Origin of the sequence: Streptomyces thermocarboxydovorans (genome assembly GCF_039524635.1) — a bacterium.
GTDB lineage: Bacteria > Actinomycetota > Actinomycetes > Streptomycetales > Streptomycetaceae > Streptomyces > Streptomyces thermocarboxydovorans.
This window is the reverse complement of the sequence record NZ_BAAAGU010000018.1, coordinates 36,791-53,118: the sequence shown is the minus strand read 5'-3', so window position 1 is coordinate 53,118 and position 16,328 is coordinate 36,791. Positions and strand designations below refer to the sequence as shown.

The 16,328-nt window shown below is 71.9% G+C and carries 15 protein-coding genes; 9 read left to right on the top strand and 6 right to left on the bottom strand.

Annotation, left to right across the window (positions count from 1 at the left end; translation table 11 throughout):
* Nucleotides 1–6: 6 nt before the first annotated feature.
* Nucleotides 7–267 carry a hypothetical protein gene (locus tag ABD198_RS10860; RefSeq protein WP_343999808.1) on the top strand — a complete coding sequence of 87 codons (261 nt, stop codon included), beginning with the start codon at nt 7–9 and terminating at the stop codon, nt 265–267.
* Here the strand turns inward: ABD198_RS10860 and ABD198_RS10855 are convergent.
* Nucleotides 252–2,636, bottom strand: a complete 2,385-nt coding sequence (locus ABD198_RS10855) for an ATP-binding cassette domain-containing protein (protein ID WP_343999886.1) — start codon at nt 2,634–2,636, stop codon at nt 252–254. The genes ABD198_RS10860 and ABD198_RS10855 overlap by 16 nt on opposite strands.
* 55 nt (nt 2,637–2,691) lie before the next feature.
* Nucleotides 2,692–3,138 (bottom strand): helix-turn-helix transcriptional regulator, encoded by a 447-nt coding sequence (locus tag ABD198_RS10850; RefSeq protein ID WP_343999806.1) that lies wholly within the window; start codon nt 3,136–3,138, stop codon nt 2,692–2,694.
* A 105-nt stretch (nt 3,139–3,243) separates the two neighbouring features.
* Here ABD198_RS10850 and ABD198_RS10845 point away from each other — a divergent pair, with 105 nt between their 5' ends.
* The gene (locus tag ABD198_RS10845) at nt 3,244–3,690 is read left to right on the top strand and encodes a universal stress protein (RefSeq protein WP_343999804.1); all 447 of its coding nucleotides are present in this window, start codon (nt 3,244–3,246) and stop codon (nt 3,688–3,690) included.
* 18 nt (nt 3,691–3,708) lie between these two features.
* Here the strand turns inward: ABD198_RS10845 and ABD198_RS10840 are convergent, their stop codons facing one another.
* From ABD198_RS10840 to ABD198_RS10830, 3 genes are all read right to left on the bottom strand, one after another.
* On the bottom strand, nt 3,709–5,415 hold the full coding sequence (locus ABD198_RS10840; protein WP_343999802.1) for an enoyl-CoA hydratase-related protein: 1,707 nt from the start codon (nt 5,413–5,415) through the stop codon (nt 3,709–3,711).
* A gap of 343 nt (nt 5,416–5,758) precedes the next feature.
* Nucleotides 5,759–6,265, bottom strand: a complete 507-nt coding sequence (locus ABD198_RS10835; protein ID WP_343999800.1) for a DUF2267 domain-containing protein — start codon at nt 6,263–6,265, stop codon at nt 5,759–5,761.
* Nucleotides 6,266–6,374: 109 nt separating this feature from the next.
* On the bottom strand, nt 6,375–6,797 hold the full coding sequence (locus ABD198_RS10830; protein WP_343999798.1) for an Hsp20/alpha crystallin family protein: 423 nt from the start codon (nt 6,795–6,797) through the stop codon (nt 6,375–6,377).
* Nucleotides 6,798–7,526: 729 nt separating this feature from the next.
* On the opposite strand from ABD198_RS10830, the gene ABD198_RS10825 reads away from it, so the two are divergent.
* From ABD198_RS10825 to ABD198_RS10800, 6 genes are all read left to right on the top strand, one after another.
* Entirely contained in the window at nt 7,527–8,720 is a 1,194-nt protein-coding gene (locus ABD198_RS10825; RefSeq protein ID WP_343999796.1) for an ATP-binding protein, read from the top strand.
* A gap of 14 nt (nt 8,721–8,734) precedes the next feature.
* On the top strand, nt 8,735–9,115 hold the full coding sequence (locus ABD198_RS10820; RefSeq protein ID WP_343999884.1) for a roadblock/LC7 domain-containing protein: 381 nt from the start codon (nt 8,735–8,737) through the stop codon (nt 9,113–9,115).
* A complete protein-coding gene (locus ABD198_RS10815) occupies nt 9,112–9,489 on the top strand; it encodes a DUF742 domain-containing protein (protein ID WP_343999794.1) in 378 nt (125 codons plus the stop codon). Before ABD198_RS10820 ends, ABD198_RS10815 begins: the two co-directional genes overlap by 4 nt.
* Nucleotides 9,464–10,093: a GTP-binding protein gene (locus tag ABD198_RS10810; protein ID WP_343999792.1), complete on the top strand. Its 630-nt coding sequence runs from the start codon at nt 9,464–9,466 to the stop codon at nt 10,091–10,093. The genes ABD198_RS10815 and ABD198_RS10810 overlap by 26 nt, the downstream gene beginning before the upstream one ends.
* Before the next feature lie 413 nt (nt 10,094–10,506).
* Nucleotides 10,507–11,541: a tryptophan dimethylallyltransferase family protein gene (locus tag ABD198_RS10805; RefSeq protein WP_343999790.1), complete on the top strand. Its 1,035-nt coding sequence runs from the start codon at nt 10,507–10,509 to the stop codon at nt 11,539–11,541.
* A 170-nt stretch (nt 11,542–11,711) separates the two neighbouring features.
* On the top strand, nt 11,712–13,628 hold the full coding sequence (locus ABD198_RS10800) for an AMP-dependent synthetase/ligase (protein WP_343999788.1): 1,917 nt from the start codon (nt 11,712–11,714) through the stop codon (nt 13,626–13,628).
* A gap of 51 nt (nt 13,629–13,679) precedes the next feature.
* On the opposite strand, the gene ABD198_RS10795 is transcribed toward ABD198_RS10800, so the two are convergent.
* Nucleotides 13,680–15,227 carry a VWA domain-containing protein gene (locus ABD198_RS10795; protein WP_343999786.1) on the bottom strand — a complete coding sequence of 516 codons (1,548 nt, stop codon included), beginning with the start codon at nt 15,225–15,227 and terminating at the stop codon, nt 13,680–13,682.
* Between the two features lie 346 nt (nt 15,228–15,573).
* On the opposite strand from ABD198_RS10795, the gene ABD198_RS10790 reads away from it, so the two are divergent.
* A complete protein-coding gene (locus tag ABD198_RS10790) occupies nt 15,574–16,218 on the top strand; it encodes a CBS domain-containing protein (RefSeq protein ID WP_343999784.1) in 645 nt (214 codons plus the stop codon).
* The last annotated feature ends 110 nt before the right edge of the window (nt 16,219–16,328 follow it).

Sequence of the window (16,328 nt, the reverse complement as noted above, 5' to 3'; positions counted from 1 at the left end):
CCGGGTATGAATGGTGAGCGGAAACACCGGGTGACGCTGCCCGCCGGTCAGGTCTGCCCGTCCTGCAAGCACCCTGTCGAGACGGTGGTCGAGCGTCACAAGACCATGGGCGTGTACGTGCCGCTGTGGGTGGCGGGGCCCTGCCGGAACCCGCACTGCTCGCGGTACGAGCCGGAGGAGGCCCCCTCCGCCGAGGAGGAGGCCTCGCCCCGCGTGATGGAGACCAAGACCAAGGAGGCCTCCTCCTCGGGTCAGGCCCCCACGTAGTCCGCGAGGTGCTCGCCGGTGAGGGTGGACCGGCCGGCGACCAGGTCGGCCGGCGTGCCCTCGAAGACGATCCGGCCGCCGTCGTGACCCGCGCCGGGGCCGAGGTCGATGATCCAGTCGGCGTGCGCCATGACCGCCTGGTGGTGCTCGATCACGATGACCGACTTGCCGGAGTCCACCAGGCGGTCCAGCAGGCCGAGCAGCTGCTCCACGTCGGCCAGGTGCAGACCCGTGGTGGGCTCGTCCAGGACGTAGATGCCGCCCTTCTCCCCCATGTGCGTGGCGAGCTTGAGCCGCTGGCGCTCGCCGCCGGAGAGCGTGGTGAGCGGCTGGCCCAGCGTGAGATAGCCGAGCCCGACGTCCGTCAGCCGCTCGACGATCTTGTGCGCGGCGGGCAGGCGTGAGGCGCCCTCGCGGAAGAACTCCTCCGCCTCGGTCACCGACATCTCGAGGACCTCGCTGATGTCCCGCCCGCCGAAGCGGTACTCCAGCACCTCGGCCATGAACCGCTTGCCCTCGCAGTCCTCGCAGGGCGAGGAGACGGTGGCCATGATACCGAGCTCGGTGAAGACGACTCCGGCGCCGTTGCAGGTGGGGCAGGCGCCCTCGGAGTTGGCGCTGAACAGGGCGGGCTTGACGCCGTTGGCCTTGGCGAAGGCCTTGCGGACCGGATCGAGCAGCCCGGTGTAGGTGGCCGGGTTGCTGCGCCGGGAGCCGCGGATCGGGGCCTGGTCGACGAAGACGACGCCCTCGTCCTCGGGCATCGAGCCGTGGATGAGCGAGCTCTTGCCGGAGCCGGCCACGCCGGTGACGACCGTGAGCACGCCGAGGGGGATGTCGACGTCGACGTTCCGCAGGTTGTTCTCGGTCGCGCCGCGGATGGCCAGCTTGCCGGTGGGCTTGCGCACCGACTCCTTCAGCTGCGCCCGGTCGTCCAGGTGCCGGCCGGTGACGGTGCCGCTCCTGCGCAGCCCCTCCACGGTGCCCTGGTAGCAGACGGTGCCGCCGGCCGTGCCCGCGCCCGGTCCGAGGTCCACCACATGGTCGGCGATGGCGATGGTCTCCGGCTTGTGCTCCACGACGAGCACCGTGTTGCCCTTGTCGCGCAGCCGCAGCAGCAGATCGTTCATCCGCTGGATGTCGTGCGGGTGCAGGCCGATGGTCGGCTCGTCGAAGACGTAGGTGACGTCGGTGAGCGAGGAGCCGAGGTGACGGATCATCTTCACGCGCTGCGCCTCGCCGCCGGAGAGGGTGCCCGCGGGACGGTCCAGGGACAGGTAACCGAGGCCGATCTCCTCGAACGAGTCGAGGGTGCCCTGGAGTGCGGTGAGCAGCGGGGCGACGGACGGCTCGTCCAGCTCGCGCACCCAGGCGGCCAGGTCGCGGACCTCCATGCGGCAGGCGTCGGCGATGTTGATGCCCTTGATCCTGGAGGACCGGGCGGCCTCGCTGAGCCGGGTGCCCTCGCACTCGGGGCAGTCGGTGAAGGTGACCGCCCGCTCCACGAAGGCCCGGATGTGCGGCTGCATCGCCTCCTTGTCCTTCGACAGGAAGGACTTCTGGATCTTGGGGATGAGGCCCTCGTAGGTCAGATTGACCCCGTTGACCTTCACCTTGGTGGGCTCCCGGTACAGGAAGTCCTGCATCTCCTGCTTGGTGAACTCGCGGATCGGCTTGTGCGGGTCGAGGAAGCCCGACTGGGCGTAGAGGCCGACCGTCCAGACGTTGTCCGACTTCCAGCCGGGGATGGTGAAGGCGCCCTCGGCGATGGACTTGGAGTCGTCGTAGAGCTGGGTGAGGTCGATGTCGGAGACCTTGCCGCGGCCCTCGCAGTGGGGGCACATGCCTCCGGTGCGGGTGAAGGTGACCTTCTCCTTCTTGCCGCTGCCCACGGTGATCGCGCCGGCCGCCTTGACCGTGGGCACGTTGAAGGAGTACGCGGCGGGGCCGCCGATGTGCGGGGTGCCGAGCCGGCTGAAGAGGATGCGCAGCATCGCGTTGGCGTCGGTGGCGGTGCCGACGGTGGAGCGCGGGTCGCCGCCCATGCGCTGCTGGTCCACGGTGATCGCCGTGGTGAGTCCCTCGAGGACGTCGACCTCCGGGCGGGCCACATTGGGCATGAAGCCCTGGACGAAGGCGCTGTAGGTCTCGTTGATCAGCCGCTGCGACTCGGCGGCGATGGTGTCGAACACCAGGGAGCTCTTGCCGGAGCCGGACACGCCGGTGAACACGGTGAGGCGGCGCTTGGGCAGTTCGACGCTGACGTCCTTGAGGTTGTTCTCCCGCGCGCCGTGCACGCGAATGACGTCGTGGCTGTCTGCGGCGGGCAAGGCGGGCGACTGGCTCTTCGTCGTCTCGGCCTTGGTCATCTTCTGACTCCTCGGACGGTTCTCGAACGGCTCGGCGGTGTCCATGACCGTCACGCTAGTCACGGCGCAGAGGGGGTGCTTCTCGATTCCTGACCGGTCTGGTGACCTGCTTGGCGACACAGGAGGGCAGCCCGGCCGTGGCACGGGCCGCCTCCTGCCGGTACACGCTCGGCGGCATGCCGACCAGCTCGGTGAAGCGGGTGCTGAAGGTGCCCAGCGAGGAGCAGCCGACCTCGAAGCAGACCTCGGTGACGCTCAGGTCGCCGCGGCGCAGCAGGGCCATCGCGCGCTCGATGCGCCGGGTCATCAGGTAGCTGTAGGGGGACTCGCCGTAGGCGCGGCGGAACTCGCGGCTGAGATGCCCGGCCGACATGTGCACGCCGCGGGCCAGTGCCTCCACGTCCAGCGGCTGCGCGTACTCCCGGTCGATGCGGTCGCGGACGCGGCGCAGCCTCGCGAGATCCCGCACGTGGTGAGGGGCGTCGCCGCTGCTGCTGGTCATGCTCGCATCGTGCCACGACACGGGTGCGCCGCGCGTTCGAATGGCAGGGTCGCCCGGAGCGGGGCAGCGTGGTCGTAGGAGCTACGACTTCCGTGTGAGGTGGCCATGCAAGCCGATGAGCCGGTTCGTCTGGTGGTGGTCGGCGTGGACGGTTCCCCGTCGTCGTACGCGGCGCTGCGCTGGGCCGTGCGGTACGCGGACATGGTCGACGGTGAGGTGGAGGCGGTGCACGCCTGGGACACTCCGTCGGCGGTGGGCTGGACCGGGCCCGCCATCGACCCCGAGTTCGATCTCGAGCAGGCCAGGGAGCGGTTCACGGAGGAGCTCAACGCCGTCTTCCCGGACGGGCGGCCGCCCCGGCTGCGGGAGCGGCTGGTGGAGGGGGACCCGTCGGAGGCGCTGATCCGGGCCTCCGAGCGGGCCGAACTGCTGGTGGTGGGTCATCGCGGCCGGGGCGGGTTCGCACGGGCCATGCTGGGCTCGGTCAGCCAGCGCTGCGCCCAGCACGCCGCCTGCCCCGTGGTCGTGGTACGTGAGGGCCAGCGGGTCTGACGCGGGCGTGCGCTCCGGTCAGCAGGGGTCCGGTGCTGGGCCGAGCGGCCGGGCGCCGGCCGGGGGCGCCTTGCGCACGAAGGCCGAGCGCAGGGCGTGGTGCGGTGAGCCGGGGTCGAAGAGGATGGCGTGCATGCGGGCCAGCTCGGCCTCGCGGTACTCCGCCAGCGGGCGCGTCGCCTCGTCGCGGGCCCGCCGGTCCCGCTTGGCGGCGATGCGCCGGGGCAGGCCGGACTCGGCGGCGAGCCGGGCCGCCGCGCGCTCGACCTCGCCGGTGAAGTCCTGGGGTGCGACCGGCAGGAGGCGGTCGACCAGGCCGAGGGCGGCGGCGGAGGCGGCGCTGACCGGCAGCGCCTCACCGGTCAGGCGTTCTGCGGTCTCCGGCCCGACGCGGCGCGGCAGGGTGTAGGTCCAGTACTCGGAGCCGTACAGGCCCATGCGCCGGTAGTGCGGGTTGAGGACGGTGCCGGTGCGGCACCAGACCTCGTCGGCGGCGAGGGCGAGCATCACGCCGCCCGCCGCCGCGTTGCCGCCGAGAGCGGCGACGACCAGCCGGTCGGTGGTGCGCAGCACCGCCTCCACCAGATCGTCGATGGCGTTCAGGTTGGCCCAGGCCTCCGCGGCGGGGTCGGGGGCGGCCTCGATGACGTTGAGGTGGATGCCGTTGGAGAAGAAGTCGCGCCGGCCGCCGAGCACCAGGACCGGGGTGGGGCGGGTGAGCGCGTACCGGTAGGCGGTCAGGAGTCTGCGGCACTGGCCGGTGCTCATGGCGCCGCCGGGGAACGAGAAGTCCAGGAAGCCGACGTCGCCGCGCTGCCGGTAGCGGATGTCGGTGTAGGTGCGCCGGTCCGGCGGGAGTTCGAGCGGGGCGGGCACCTCGGGCAGGCAGGGGGCCTGTGGAAGGGATGCGAGGACGTCGGCGGCGGGGCGCCGGAAGGGTGCCGGGTCGCCGGAGGCGCGGCGGAGGCGCAGCTCCGGTATCCACACCGCGCCGTCCCGGGTGGCCCGGCAGACCGCGCCGTCCCGGGTGGCGAGCAGTTCGCCGGGGCGTCCGCGCAACCGGTCCTCGGGGTGGCCGCCGTGCAGGAACATCTGTTGGCCGAGGAGTTCGTCGAGGACGCCGGGCTGCGAGTCGGCGGCCCGCAGGGTGTGCAGCACCGTGTCGGTGCTGTCGGCGTGCCAGTCGATGCGCCGCCGCTCCTGGCGGAAGGCGTCCCGCCAGACCACGCGGATCGCGGGGTCGGACTGCGGCTGCGGTTTGAACGCGCCGCCGGCGTAGTGCCGCACCGCCAGCAGGACGGCCGAGACGGCGGCGTCGGAGACCTCTCCGCGGTAGAGGTCGCTCTTGCCGACGGGCGGTACGTCGAACGCCGCCGACGCCCAGATGGCGCCCGCGTCCATCGCGGCCTCCGCCTGAAGAACCGTTACTCCCCAGCGGGGGGCGCGTTCGGCGAGGGCCCAGTCGAGGGCGGACGGCCCGCGGTCGCCGGGCGGGCCGGGGTGCACGATCAGGCAGGTGTGCTGCTGCCACACGTCGTCGGGCAGCACCGACTTCAGCATGGGCGCGATGATCAGTTCGGGCCGTGCCCGGCGTATCGCGGCGCGTATCGCGCCGGCTCCGTGCGTGGCGAGCACGACGTCCACGCGGTGTCCGCGGTCGGAGAGTTCCGCGTACACGCGCTGGGAGAGGCTGTTGAACGCGCTGGCGACGAGCAGAATGTCCATGCCGCGGCATCGTTGCCGCTCCGGGCGGGGGCCGACAGAGGACCTGGCGGAAATTCAGCCGTTCGGGCGGTTGTGCGCGATCGCGGCTGCGTGATCCCGACTTCCCTGCTCCAGCGGGGAGACCGGCTCTCCGGCCGACGAGGGCGGAGGGCCGGGCGGGCCGGAGGATCTGGCCGGATCCGGCGCGGCGGTGCGGCCTGCGCGGGCGGTTGCGCGCCGCGACCGCGGGCTCGGCGGGCTCATGCGACCGGGCCCCGCCCGGACCGCGGCGGCTCCGCGGCCCGGGCGGGGCCCGGGTGGAAGGGTTCGGATCACCGGCTGGAGGAACCGGTGTGCGGCCCGGTCACTCCGCCGGGGTGAGCTCGGCCCGGCCGAACAGGAGGGCGTACCCCTGGGGCAGTTGACCGATGATGCGGGTGATCAGGTCCTCGCCCACGAAGGACGGCAGGACGCTGAGGACCGAGCTGACGTCCCAGCGCGCGGTCGCCGGGGTCGAGCCCTCGATCCGGGCGGCCACCGACTCCACGAATTCCGCCGCGGTGAGCGGGCGGGTGGCCGGGACCTGGGAGGCGATCACCCGTGCCGCCTCTTCCGGCAGCGCGCGTGCCAGATCGACACGTTCGTCACCGACGACATGACCGCCGAGCGCGGAGAGGACGATGCGGGTGACGCTCTCCGCCTCCGCCCGCGTCCGGTACTGACCGGACTCCCGCACCGCGTCGACCAGTTCCTGCCAGCCGACCTCCGCGGAGCGGGGGACGGGGGCCTGGCGGTCCCGGTCCGGGGCCGGGGCCGGGATCACCGTCTTGCGGCTGGGCATCGTGGTCTCGTGCGGCGTCACCGTGGTCATGGGGCTCCTCTCCTCCTTCGGGGCCTCCGGTCGCTCCCCCGCGCCGCTGCGGGCACGGGAGCGCGTCCCGCGGGCGGCCGGGGTCCGCGGGACGCGTGCGTGAGTGGTGTCAGCTGCTGATCTGCTTGCGGCTGTCGCCGCCCGTGATCTGGATGCGGCGTGCCTTGGCCTCCTCGGCCACCGGGATGCGCAGCGTCAGGACACCGGCGTCATAGGCGGCCTCGATGCGGTCGGTGTCGAGGGTGTCGGCGAGGAACAGCTGCCGGCTGAAGGTGCCGGTGGGCCGTTCCGCGACGATCACGTCGGCGTCCTCGGGGGCCTCAGAGCGTCGCTCGGCGCGCACATTGAGGACGTTGCGCTCGACATCCAGCTCGATCGTCTCGGGGTCGAGGCCGGGGAGATCGAAGTGGACGACGAACTCGTCCCCCGCCCGGTACGCGTCCATCGGCATCGCCGACGAGCGGGCGGCCGAGCCGAAGACCTGCTGTGCGAGTCGGTCGATCTCGCGGAACGGGTCGGTGCGCATGAGCATCACAGTCCACTCCTCCCTTCACTGTGACGACCGATGCGATGCTCTTCGATCACCTTCTTATATAGCTCCGGAGAGGAAACTTGACAACCCCAGACTCAGGTTCGGTGAGCTCCGAACCGGCGTCGTAGGGGGGTGATCACGACGTCGGGGGGAATCGGCGCGGCCGCCGGGCCGGCTGGCGCCGCCTCGTGGACCGGGGGCGTAGCCGGGCCGCTCCGGAGCCGACTCGGAAAACGCGCGTGCCGGCGCAGCCAGGCGGGCCCGGATCGGCGTCGCTGCCGCGGGCGGATCCGGCGGCGCGATGGGCGCCGACGGCCAGATCGCGATCACGACGGCGGCGAGGGCGCCGGCCGCCACAGCGGGCGGACCCCCGCGAAGCGCGACTCGCCATCGGCGTGAGCGACCACAGCGAGCAGGCTCGGCGACGCGCCCCCTCTCAACTCGGGAAACCGCACCCCCTCTCACCTCGGGAAACAGGGAAGTCACAGACCGTTTCCTTCCGTTGGCATCCACGATCCGGCGACGCCACGGCCTCAACCCCGCTCCCCGGCGCTCCGGCGATCTACCCGCCATGTGAGCAACCCAGGTATTTGGCAAGGGTCTTGACGTCAGTTCATGCGTTCGGCCGGTGATACGATCACCGCGTTTTTGATGCGGGCGCGGACCGCCTGCCATGGACGCCGACACCTCGCCGGCACCGCCGGCCGCCAGTCGCCTGAAGAGAGTCCTATGACGTCATTCGCAGCGAGCCCCCTGTTCTGGGCTCTGGTCGCCGCCCTCGCTGCCGCCCTCGTCGTGATCGAACGCCAGCGCCGGGCGGCGCGTACCGTGCGGCAGGAGGTACGAGCGCTCAAGGAGCGCTGCGCGCAGCTGGAGAACGACCACACGAAGTCTGTGCGGGCGGCGCAGGAGCAGGCCGAGGAGGAGACCAAGACGGTTCTGAAGTCCGCCATGCGGACCCTTCAGGGCCTCGCCGCCGAGCAGCAGTTGGTGCTCTCCCGGCTGCAGACCAAGTACGGCGACTCGGCGATCCTCCAGGACCTGCTGGAGATCGACCACACCAACTCGCAGTTCGGCCGGCGCGCCCAGTCCATCGCGGTGCTGTGCGACGGCTGGCTGGGCGGCCGCCGCGACACCGCCTCCGTCTTCGACGTGGTGCGCAGCGCCCAGGGCCGGATCCGCCACTTCCGCCGGGTGGAGATCCTCTCCCAGGTCGACTTCGGCATCACCAGCCGTGCCGTCGAGCCGGTCGCCCTGGCCCTCGCCGAGCTGCTCGACAACGCCACCAGCTACTCCAGCCCGGACACCGTCGTCGAGATCAACATCCGGACCGTGCCGAAGGGCATCTGCATCGTCGTCGACGACGCCGGTGTCGGCATGAGCGAGGAGGAGCGCGCCCGCGCGATGAAGCTGCTGAGCAGCGAGCGCGCCACCGGCGTGGCCGGCCTCGGCAACCCGCCGCAGTTCGGGTTCGCGGTGATCGGCGTGCTGTGCGAGCGGTTCGGTTTCGAGGTGTCGGTGGACTCCTCCTCCCCCTACGGCGGTGTGCGGGCCGTGGTGCTGCTGCCCCACGATCTGCTCACCGCGATGCCGGAGAAGAAGGCTCCCGCTCCGGCCGCCGTCCACACCGCCGCCGCCCGCCCGGCCGCTCGGGCGGGTTCGGACGGCGGGCCCGAGCCGGCGCTCGCCCCGGCGACGACCGCGGACGGCCTGCCCCGGCGCCGCCGCAAGCGGCCGATGGCGATCGTGCCGCCGACCGGCGGCGAGCCGGCTCCCCGCCCGGGCCGCTCGGACGCCGAACAGGCGCGCATCATGGGCGCCTTCCAGCGGGGCACGCGGTCCGGCCGGGCAGCGGCGCCCGACCAGACGGACCCGACGAGCAGCACACCCGGTGCAAGCAGCGAAGGACATGAGGTCTCGTGAACGATCTGTCATGGATGCTCGACAGCGCTCTGGAGATTCCGGGGGCCCTGCACGCCGTCCTGATATCCGCCGACGGTCTGCTGATGGCCCGGACGAAGGACTTCGACAGGGACGACGCGGACCGGGTCGCCGCGGCGATGAGCGGGGTGCAGTCGCTCAGCCGCACGCTCGGCTTCTTCTGTGAGGACCCGAGCCAGCGGTGGCGTCAGACGCTGGTCGAGTTCGACGGCGGCTGGGTGTTCGTGATCTCCGCCGGGGAGGGCGCCTACCTGGGTGTGTCCGCCACCGCGGACGTCGACATGGCCGACATCACCTTCCGCATGCAGCAGCTGGTGTCCCGGCTCGGCAAGGAGCTGACGACGCCGCCGCGCGAGAACCTCGGCGCCCGCTCATGACGGGCCACGACGGCTGGGACCCGGAGGACACCGCCTTAGTACGGGCGTACGTCATCACCAAGGGACGCGAACTGCCCGACGAGGAGCAGTTGTCGCTGATCACCCTGGTGACGGCGTCCCCCGACCACGCGCAGCGGCCGCTGCGGCTGTCCCCCGAGGAGCAGATGCTGCTCGACATCTGCTCCGCCGGCTATCTCTCGGTCGCCGAGATCGCCGGCCACACCAGGCTGCCGCTGGGAGTCGTGCGGATCCTGCTGGCCTCGCTCGTCGAGGGCGGCTATCTGATCACCCGTCCGCCGGTGGCGCCCGCCCAGCTCGCGGACCGGGAGATCCTGGAGGAGGTGCTCAATGGTCTCCGCGCCAAGTTTGGGTGAGCGGGCCTATGTCCGCAGCGGGGCGACGCAGACCGCGGTGAAGATCCTTGTCGTCGGGCACTTCGCGGTGGGCAAGACCACGTTCATCGGCTCGATCTCCGAGATCGAGCCGCTGTCCACCGAGGAGACGATGACGCAGGCCGCCGAGTCGGTGGACGACCTCAAGGGGATCCACGGCAAGACGACCACCACGGTCGCCATGGACTTCGGCCGGCTGACCATCAGCGACCGGGTCGTGCTCTACCTGTTCGGCACGCCCGGTCAGCAGCGGTTCGTGCAGATGTGGGAGGACATGGCCCGCGGCGCCCTCGGCGCGCTGGTGCTGGTCGACCCAGAGCGCCTGGCCGACTCCTTCCCGGTGATCGACCTCATCGAGAGCTACGGCCTCGACTACGCCATCGCCGTCAACCACTTCGACGGCACACCGCTGCGGGACGAACGGGCCCTGCGGGAGGCGCTGGACCTGCTCGACGACACCCCGGTCGTCACCTGCGACGCCCGCGACGAGAAGTCCTCGGCCGCCGCCCTGACCACCCTGGTCCGCTACCTCCTCAACCGCGCCCAGCAGACCACCCATCCGGCACCGCGCCCTTCATCTCCCTAGTACCAGACCGGCAGTTGACCGGGGGGCGTGGACGCTCACGGCAGCACCCCGTTCCCGCCGCCGGGTTGCCCGGTCCACGGCTTCCGTGGACCGGGCCGGGTGGACGGAAGCGGCTCATGGGGTGACAGGCGCAACACGGGTCCAACGTGCCTGATTTGCATGATGGCTGAACAGCAGGGGTAGTGAGCAATTCGGCACAACGAGTTGCTTCCCTGCAAAGGAGGTGCCGTGGACCACATATCCATGGATGCCGGACAACTGCCGAGACCTTCGATACCCGCCTCTCGAGGCGGGTATTTTCCTGTGCGGCGCGGGAGCAGCCGGTGACCGGGGGGCCGGCCGGGGGTCTTGCGAGCGGGGGCACGGCCACCCTGGGCGCCTTTGCCGGCGGGCAGTTGCGCAGGCTGTGTGCGGTGGTGGGGCTGTCCGAGGGCGATGCGGACGGGTATGCGGAGGTGGTGGCCGGGTCGCTGGGGGCGGTCGCCGGGCGGTCGCTGGATCTGCCGCCGCCGTCACGCAGCTTCCTGTCCGACGACCACACGCCGGTGGAGTTCTCGCTCTCCTTCCGGCCTGGGTCGGCCCCGGCCGTGCGGGTGCTGGTGGAACCGGGGTGCGGGGCGGGGAGCCTCGCCCGCAACGGGCATACCGGGCTGGCGGCGGTGCGGGCGATGTCCGAGCGGTGGGGCTTCGCCACCGACTCGCTGGACGCGCTCGTGGATCTGTTCCTGCCCGCGCGGCCGCAGGGCGCCCTCGCCCTCTGGTACGCCCTGGAGCTGCGTCCGGGCGGGGTGCCGGGCCTGAAGGTGTACCTGAACCCGGCCGCCAACGGGGAGGAACGTTCCGCCTCGACGGTGCGGGAGGCGCTGAGGCGTCTCGGTCACGACCAGGCCTTCGACGCCCTGCCGGAGGCCGGCGGCTACCCGTTCCTCGCCCTGGACCTCGGCGATTGGGACGCGCCCCGGGTGAAGGTCTATCTGCGGCACGACGCTCTGTCGGCAGCCGAGGCCGGACGTCTGTCGCGGATGCCCGGCGGTCCCGATCCCGCGTCGGTCGAGGGTTTCTTCCGGGCGGTGGCGGGCCCCGACGTGCCGTTGCTGACCCGGCGCCCGGGGCTGACCTGCCACTCCTTCACCGAGACCGGCGCCGCCCGGCCGAGCGGGTTCACGCTGCACGTCCCCGTCCGTGACTATGCCGAGCACGACGGGGAGGCCCTGCGGCGGGCGACGAAGGTGCTGGGCGACTTCGGCATCGAGGCTCCAGTCCTCGCCGAGGCTTTGGGGGCCCTCACCTCGCGCCACCTGCACGAAGGGGTGGGTCTGATCGCCTACTTGGCCCTGGCGCACCAGCAGGGCAGCCCGCCCCGGGTGACCGCGTATCTCTCCTCGGAGGCGTATGCGGTCAGGCCTCCCAACCGGGCTCCGGCCCGCTCCGCGCAGCCGGTGCGCTGAGCGCGGGAGCAACGCCAGAACGATGAGCGCCCCGGTGGCGCTCATCGTCGTTTCTGCCGGTCCTGCCCATTGACGCATTCTTACGCATGAGTAAGTTGACTCTGGAGTAAGGAAGAGGGACCGCAAGCACCATCAGAGCACCATCAGCATCAGCGCGACCGGGAGCCGCCATGGGCGTACGCAAGGATCTGAAGCGGGCGAAACGACACACCGACCTGGCCGCCCGTACCAGGGTCGAGACCGTGCGGGACGAGCGAGGCGTCGTCCGCGAGGTGCGTGCGCAGCCGCTCGTCCCGCGGCCGGCCACCGGCAGCACCGCCGACATCCCGTTCACCAACGCGTCCGAGGCCCCGGACGAAGTGGTGCTGCGCCGGGAGCGGGACGGCGCCTGGCAGCCGGTGACGGCGGCGGCGTTCGCCCGCGAGGTCACCGAGGTGGCCAAGGGGCTGATCGCCGCCGGACTCCAGCCGGGCGACCGGGTCGCGGTGATGTCCCGCACCCGCTACGAGTGGACGGTGCTGGACTTCGCGATCTGGTCGGCAGGCGGCCAGTCGGTCCCCGTGTACGCCACCTCCTCGGCGGCCCAGGTGGAGTGGATCGTCCGGGACTCCGGCGCGCGGTACGTGGTCACGGAGACCGGGGAGAACACCGCCACGGTCACCGTCGGCACCGCCTCGCACTCCTCTCCCCCGCGCATCTGGGAGCTGGACTCGGGCGCCCTCGCCGAGCTGACCGCCCTCGGCCGGGATGTGCCCGACGAGGAGGTGACCAAGCGCCGCGCGGCACTGACCCCCGAGACCACGGCGACCATCTGCTACACCTCCGGCACCACCGGCCGCCCCAAGGGCTGCGTCCTCACCCACGGCAATCTGCACGCGGAGGCGGCCAACACCGTCGAACTGCTGCACCCCGTCTTCAAGGAGGTCACCGACCAGGTCGCCTCCACCCTGTTGTTCCTGCCGCTCGCCCACATCCTCGGGCGCACCCTGCAGATCGCCTGTCTGATGGGCCGCATCGAGATCGGCCACTGCCCGAGCATCAAGCCCGACGACCTGCGGCCCGCCCTCAAGGCGTTCCGGCCCACCTTCCTGGTCGGCGTCCCGTATCTCTTCGAGAAGATCCACGACACCGGCCGCGCCACCGCCGAGAAGATCGGCCGGGGGGCTTCCTTCGAGCGGGCCCACCGCATCGCGGTCCGCTTCGGCGAGGCCCATCTGGACAAGTTCCTGGGCCGGGGCAAGGGACCGGGCCCCGGCCTCTACGCCGCCTGGGCGCTGTACGACCTGCTGGTCTACCGCCGGGTCCGCAAGGAGCTGGGCGGCCGGCTGCGCTACGCAATCAGCGGCGGCTCCCCGCTGGAACGCGACCTCAACTTGTTCTTCTACGCGGCCGGGATCATGGTCTACGAGGGCTACGGCCTGACCGAGACCACGGCCGCGGCGACCATCGTGCCGCCGCTGAGCCCCCGCCCCGGCACGGTGGGTCTCCCGGTGCCGGGCACGGCGGTCCGGATCGCCGACGACGGCGAGGTGCTGATCAAGGGCGGGATCGTCTTCGGTTCCTACTGGAACAACCCGGACGCCACCGAGGAGGTCCTCGACGACGGCTGGTTCGCCACCGGCGACCTGGGCTCCCTCGACGAGGACGGCTTCCTCACCATCACCGGCCGCAAGAAGGACATCCTGGTCACCACCGGCGGCAAGAACGTCTCCCCGGCCGTGCTGGAGGACCGGCTGCGCAGCCGGCCGCCGATCGGGCAGTGCCTGGTCGTCGGCGACAACCGCCCGTTCGTCGCCGCGCTGATCACCCTCGACCCGGAGACGGTCGCGCACTGGCTCGCGGTGCGGAAGATGCCCGCCGACACGCCGATGTCCGAGGTGGTGCGGGACCCGCGCATGCTCGCCGATGTGCAGAAGGCCGTGGACTACGCCAACGAGGCCGTCTCCCGGGCCGAGTCGATCCGCGCCTTCCAGCTGGTGGAGGGCGAGTTCAGCGAGGAGAACGGCCTGCTGACGCCCTCGCTGAAGGTGAAGCGGAAGGCGGTGCAGGAGGCGTACGCCAAGGAGATCGAGGCGCTGTACTCCTGACCGGCGCCCCACGCTCCGGGCGCCGGTCGGGACGGCCGGGGCGCCGTCGGCTCAGTCCAGGCGGTCGGCGGTGCGGATCGCCCGGGCGAGTCCCCGTACCTCCTCGTCCTCGGTGCGAGCCGCCAAGTCGTCGGCCCGCTCCGCGAGTTCGCCGAGGCCGGGGGCGCCGGGCAGGCCGCTGCCGCGGTGGCCGGCGGAGCGCAGGGCGTCGGCGAAGTAGGCGGCGGTGGCGGTGACGGCGAGGCCCCGGCCGGCGGACCACACCGACTCCTCGAGGGCGCCGGTCTCCAGGTCGCCGGACTCCTCGTGCGGGCTGCGGGTGTCCGGGTCGAGCCAGCGCACGGTGGCGGTGGCGAGGTGGCCGTCGGTCCCGGGCCGGGTGCGCACCGCGTACAGGGCGGTGACGGTGTGTCCGGGACCGACCTCGCCGCCGTCCACCCGGTCGTCGCGGAAGTCGTCGTCGGCGACCCGGCGGTTGTCGTAGCCGACCAGGGCGAACTCGGCGACCGTCTCCGGGTCGAAGGCCACCTGCGCCTTGGCGTCACGGGCGGTCAGGTCGATGTTGCGGGGCAGCTCGTCGCAGAAGACCTTGCGGCCCTCCTCCTCGTCGGAGACGTACACCGTGTGGCCGTCGCCCCGGTCGGCGAGGCGTTCCATCAGGGCGTCGCCGTAGTCGCTGCCGACGCCGACTCCGAAGAGGGTGATGCCGTGTTCGCGGCGGTGCTCCGCGATGCGTTCCAGGATCGCGTCGGCGTCGGTGTCACCGGTGTTGGCGAGCGCGTCGGAGACCAGGACGACCCGGTTGGTGGCGCCCCGGCGCAGTCCCTCGACGGCGGTCTCGTAGCCGGTCTCGACCCCGGCCGCGAGGTTGGTGGAGTCGGTGGGTGACAGGCTGTCGACGGCGTCGTGGATCCTGCCCCGGTTGCCGCCGAGGCGGGTCATCGGCAGGACCGTCTCGGCCTCGTCGCTGAAGGTGACGACGGCCACGGAGTCGTCGTCGCGCAACCGGTCGGTCATCACGCCGAGGGACTTCTTGGCCAGGTCCAGGCGGCCCGGTTCGGCCATCGAACCGGAGATGTCGATGACGAACGTGAGGGCGGCGGGCGCGCGGCGGGCGGAGTCCTCGGCGGCCCGGGTGGCGAGGCCCACGCGGAGCAGGGACCAGTCCTTCTCCTCGGTGCGGGCCCCGTCGACGGTGACGGTGAAGCCGTCGCCGTCGGGGCGTTGGTAGTCCTGGCGGAAGCTGTTGACGAACTCCTCGGGCCGGACCGTGGACGGGTCGGGCAGCCGGCCGTCGGCGAGGGTGCGGCGGGCGTAGCCGTAGGAGGCGGTGTCGACGTCGAGCGCGAACGTGGACAGGTAGTCGGGCTCGGGCGCGATGTCGCGGGAGTCCTGCTCGCCCTCGCTCGCGCCGTTCCTGGGCCCTTCGGGTGCGGGCAGCGGCGCCGAGCCGTCGCCGCGCGAGCCGTCGTAGCGGCTGTCGGTGGCGCTCTTGCCGCCGCCGTCGCTGCTGCCGCTGCATCCGGTGAGCAGCAGACCGCTCGCCGCCGTGAGCGCGATCAGCGCCCCGCCGAGCCGTCGTGTCCGGTGCCACTTCATCTTCGGTGCCCCCTGGGTGCGTTGGCCGACTTCTGTGACTGTGACGGCGGAGCCCACCGAAACGTGCGCTACGGAGCGTCACAGCTGCGTCTCGAAGCGGCCACGGTGCGAGGTCGCCGAGACCGGTGGGTGATCTTCCGTTGACCCGGCCCGGCGCGCCGCCACCGGCCCGAACGGGCGCGGGCCAGTGCGGACGGCCCCGACGGCGGGCGTTACCGGCCGTGCACGGTGCGGGGCGCCGCGTGTGACACGACCGTCACACGGCCGGCCGTGCGGAGGCGCGGCGCACGTCCGACGATGATGGGGGTGAGGAGCACTGCCCGGACCACGGAAGGACAGCATCCCGATGAGCCACCAGAAGGTGCGCGACGTGATGAGCGACGCGGTCGTCCGCATTCCGCCCGGGATGCCGTTCAAGGAGATCGCGTACCTGCTGCTGGAGTACGACATCACGGCCGTTCCCGTGGTGGACGCCGAGGACCGTCCGCTGGGCGTGGTGTCGGAGGCGGATCTGCTGCACAAGATGTGGGGGTGGTCGCAGGACGGCGGCGACGGCACGCCGGAGGCGGAGCGGCGCCTCGCCAAGGCCTGGGCCACCGATGCGGGAGGCCTGATGACCTCGCCGCCGGTGTGCGCCTTTGAGGACTGGGAGGTGGTGCAGGCCGCCCGGGTGATGGCGGAGCGGGGCATCAAGCGGCTGCTGGTGGTCGACGGGGAGGGCCGGCTGATCGGTGTGGTGAGCCGGGGCGATCTGCTGCGGGTGTTCGTGCGCAAGGACCAGGCCATCCGCACCGAGATCGTGGAGGAGGTGCTGGTCAGGAAGCTCGGTGAGGCTCCGTCGGCGGTGCATGTGGACGTGTCGCACGGTCATGTGGTGCTCACCGGGCGGCTCTCCACCGGGGCGTCGGTCCAGGAGCTGGAGAAGCTGTGCCGGGACGTGGACGGCGTGGTGGACGTGGAGTTCCGGCCGCTTCCGGAGGCCGGTGACTGAGTTTCCGCCGGCGGTGCGTCCGCCCGTCCGGGAGCGGATGCCCCCCGGACGGGCGAACGCCGGGGTGACCGTCAGACGGCGGTCGGGAGACGGTCAGACGGCGGGGAACT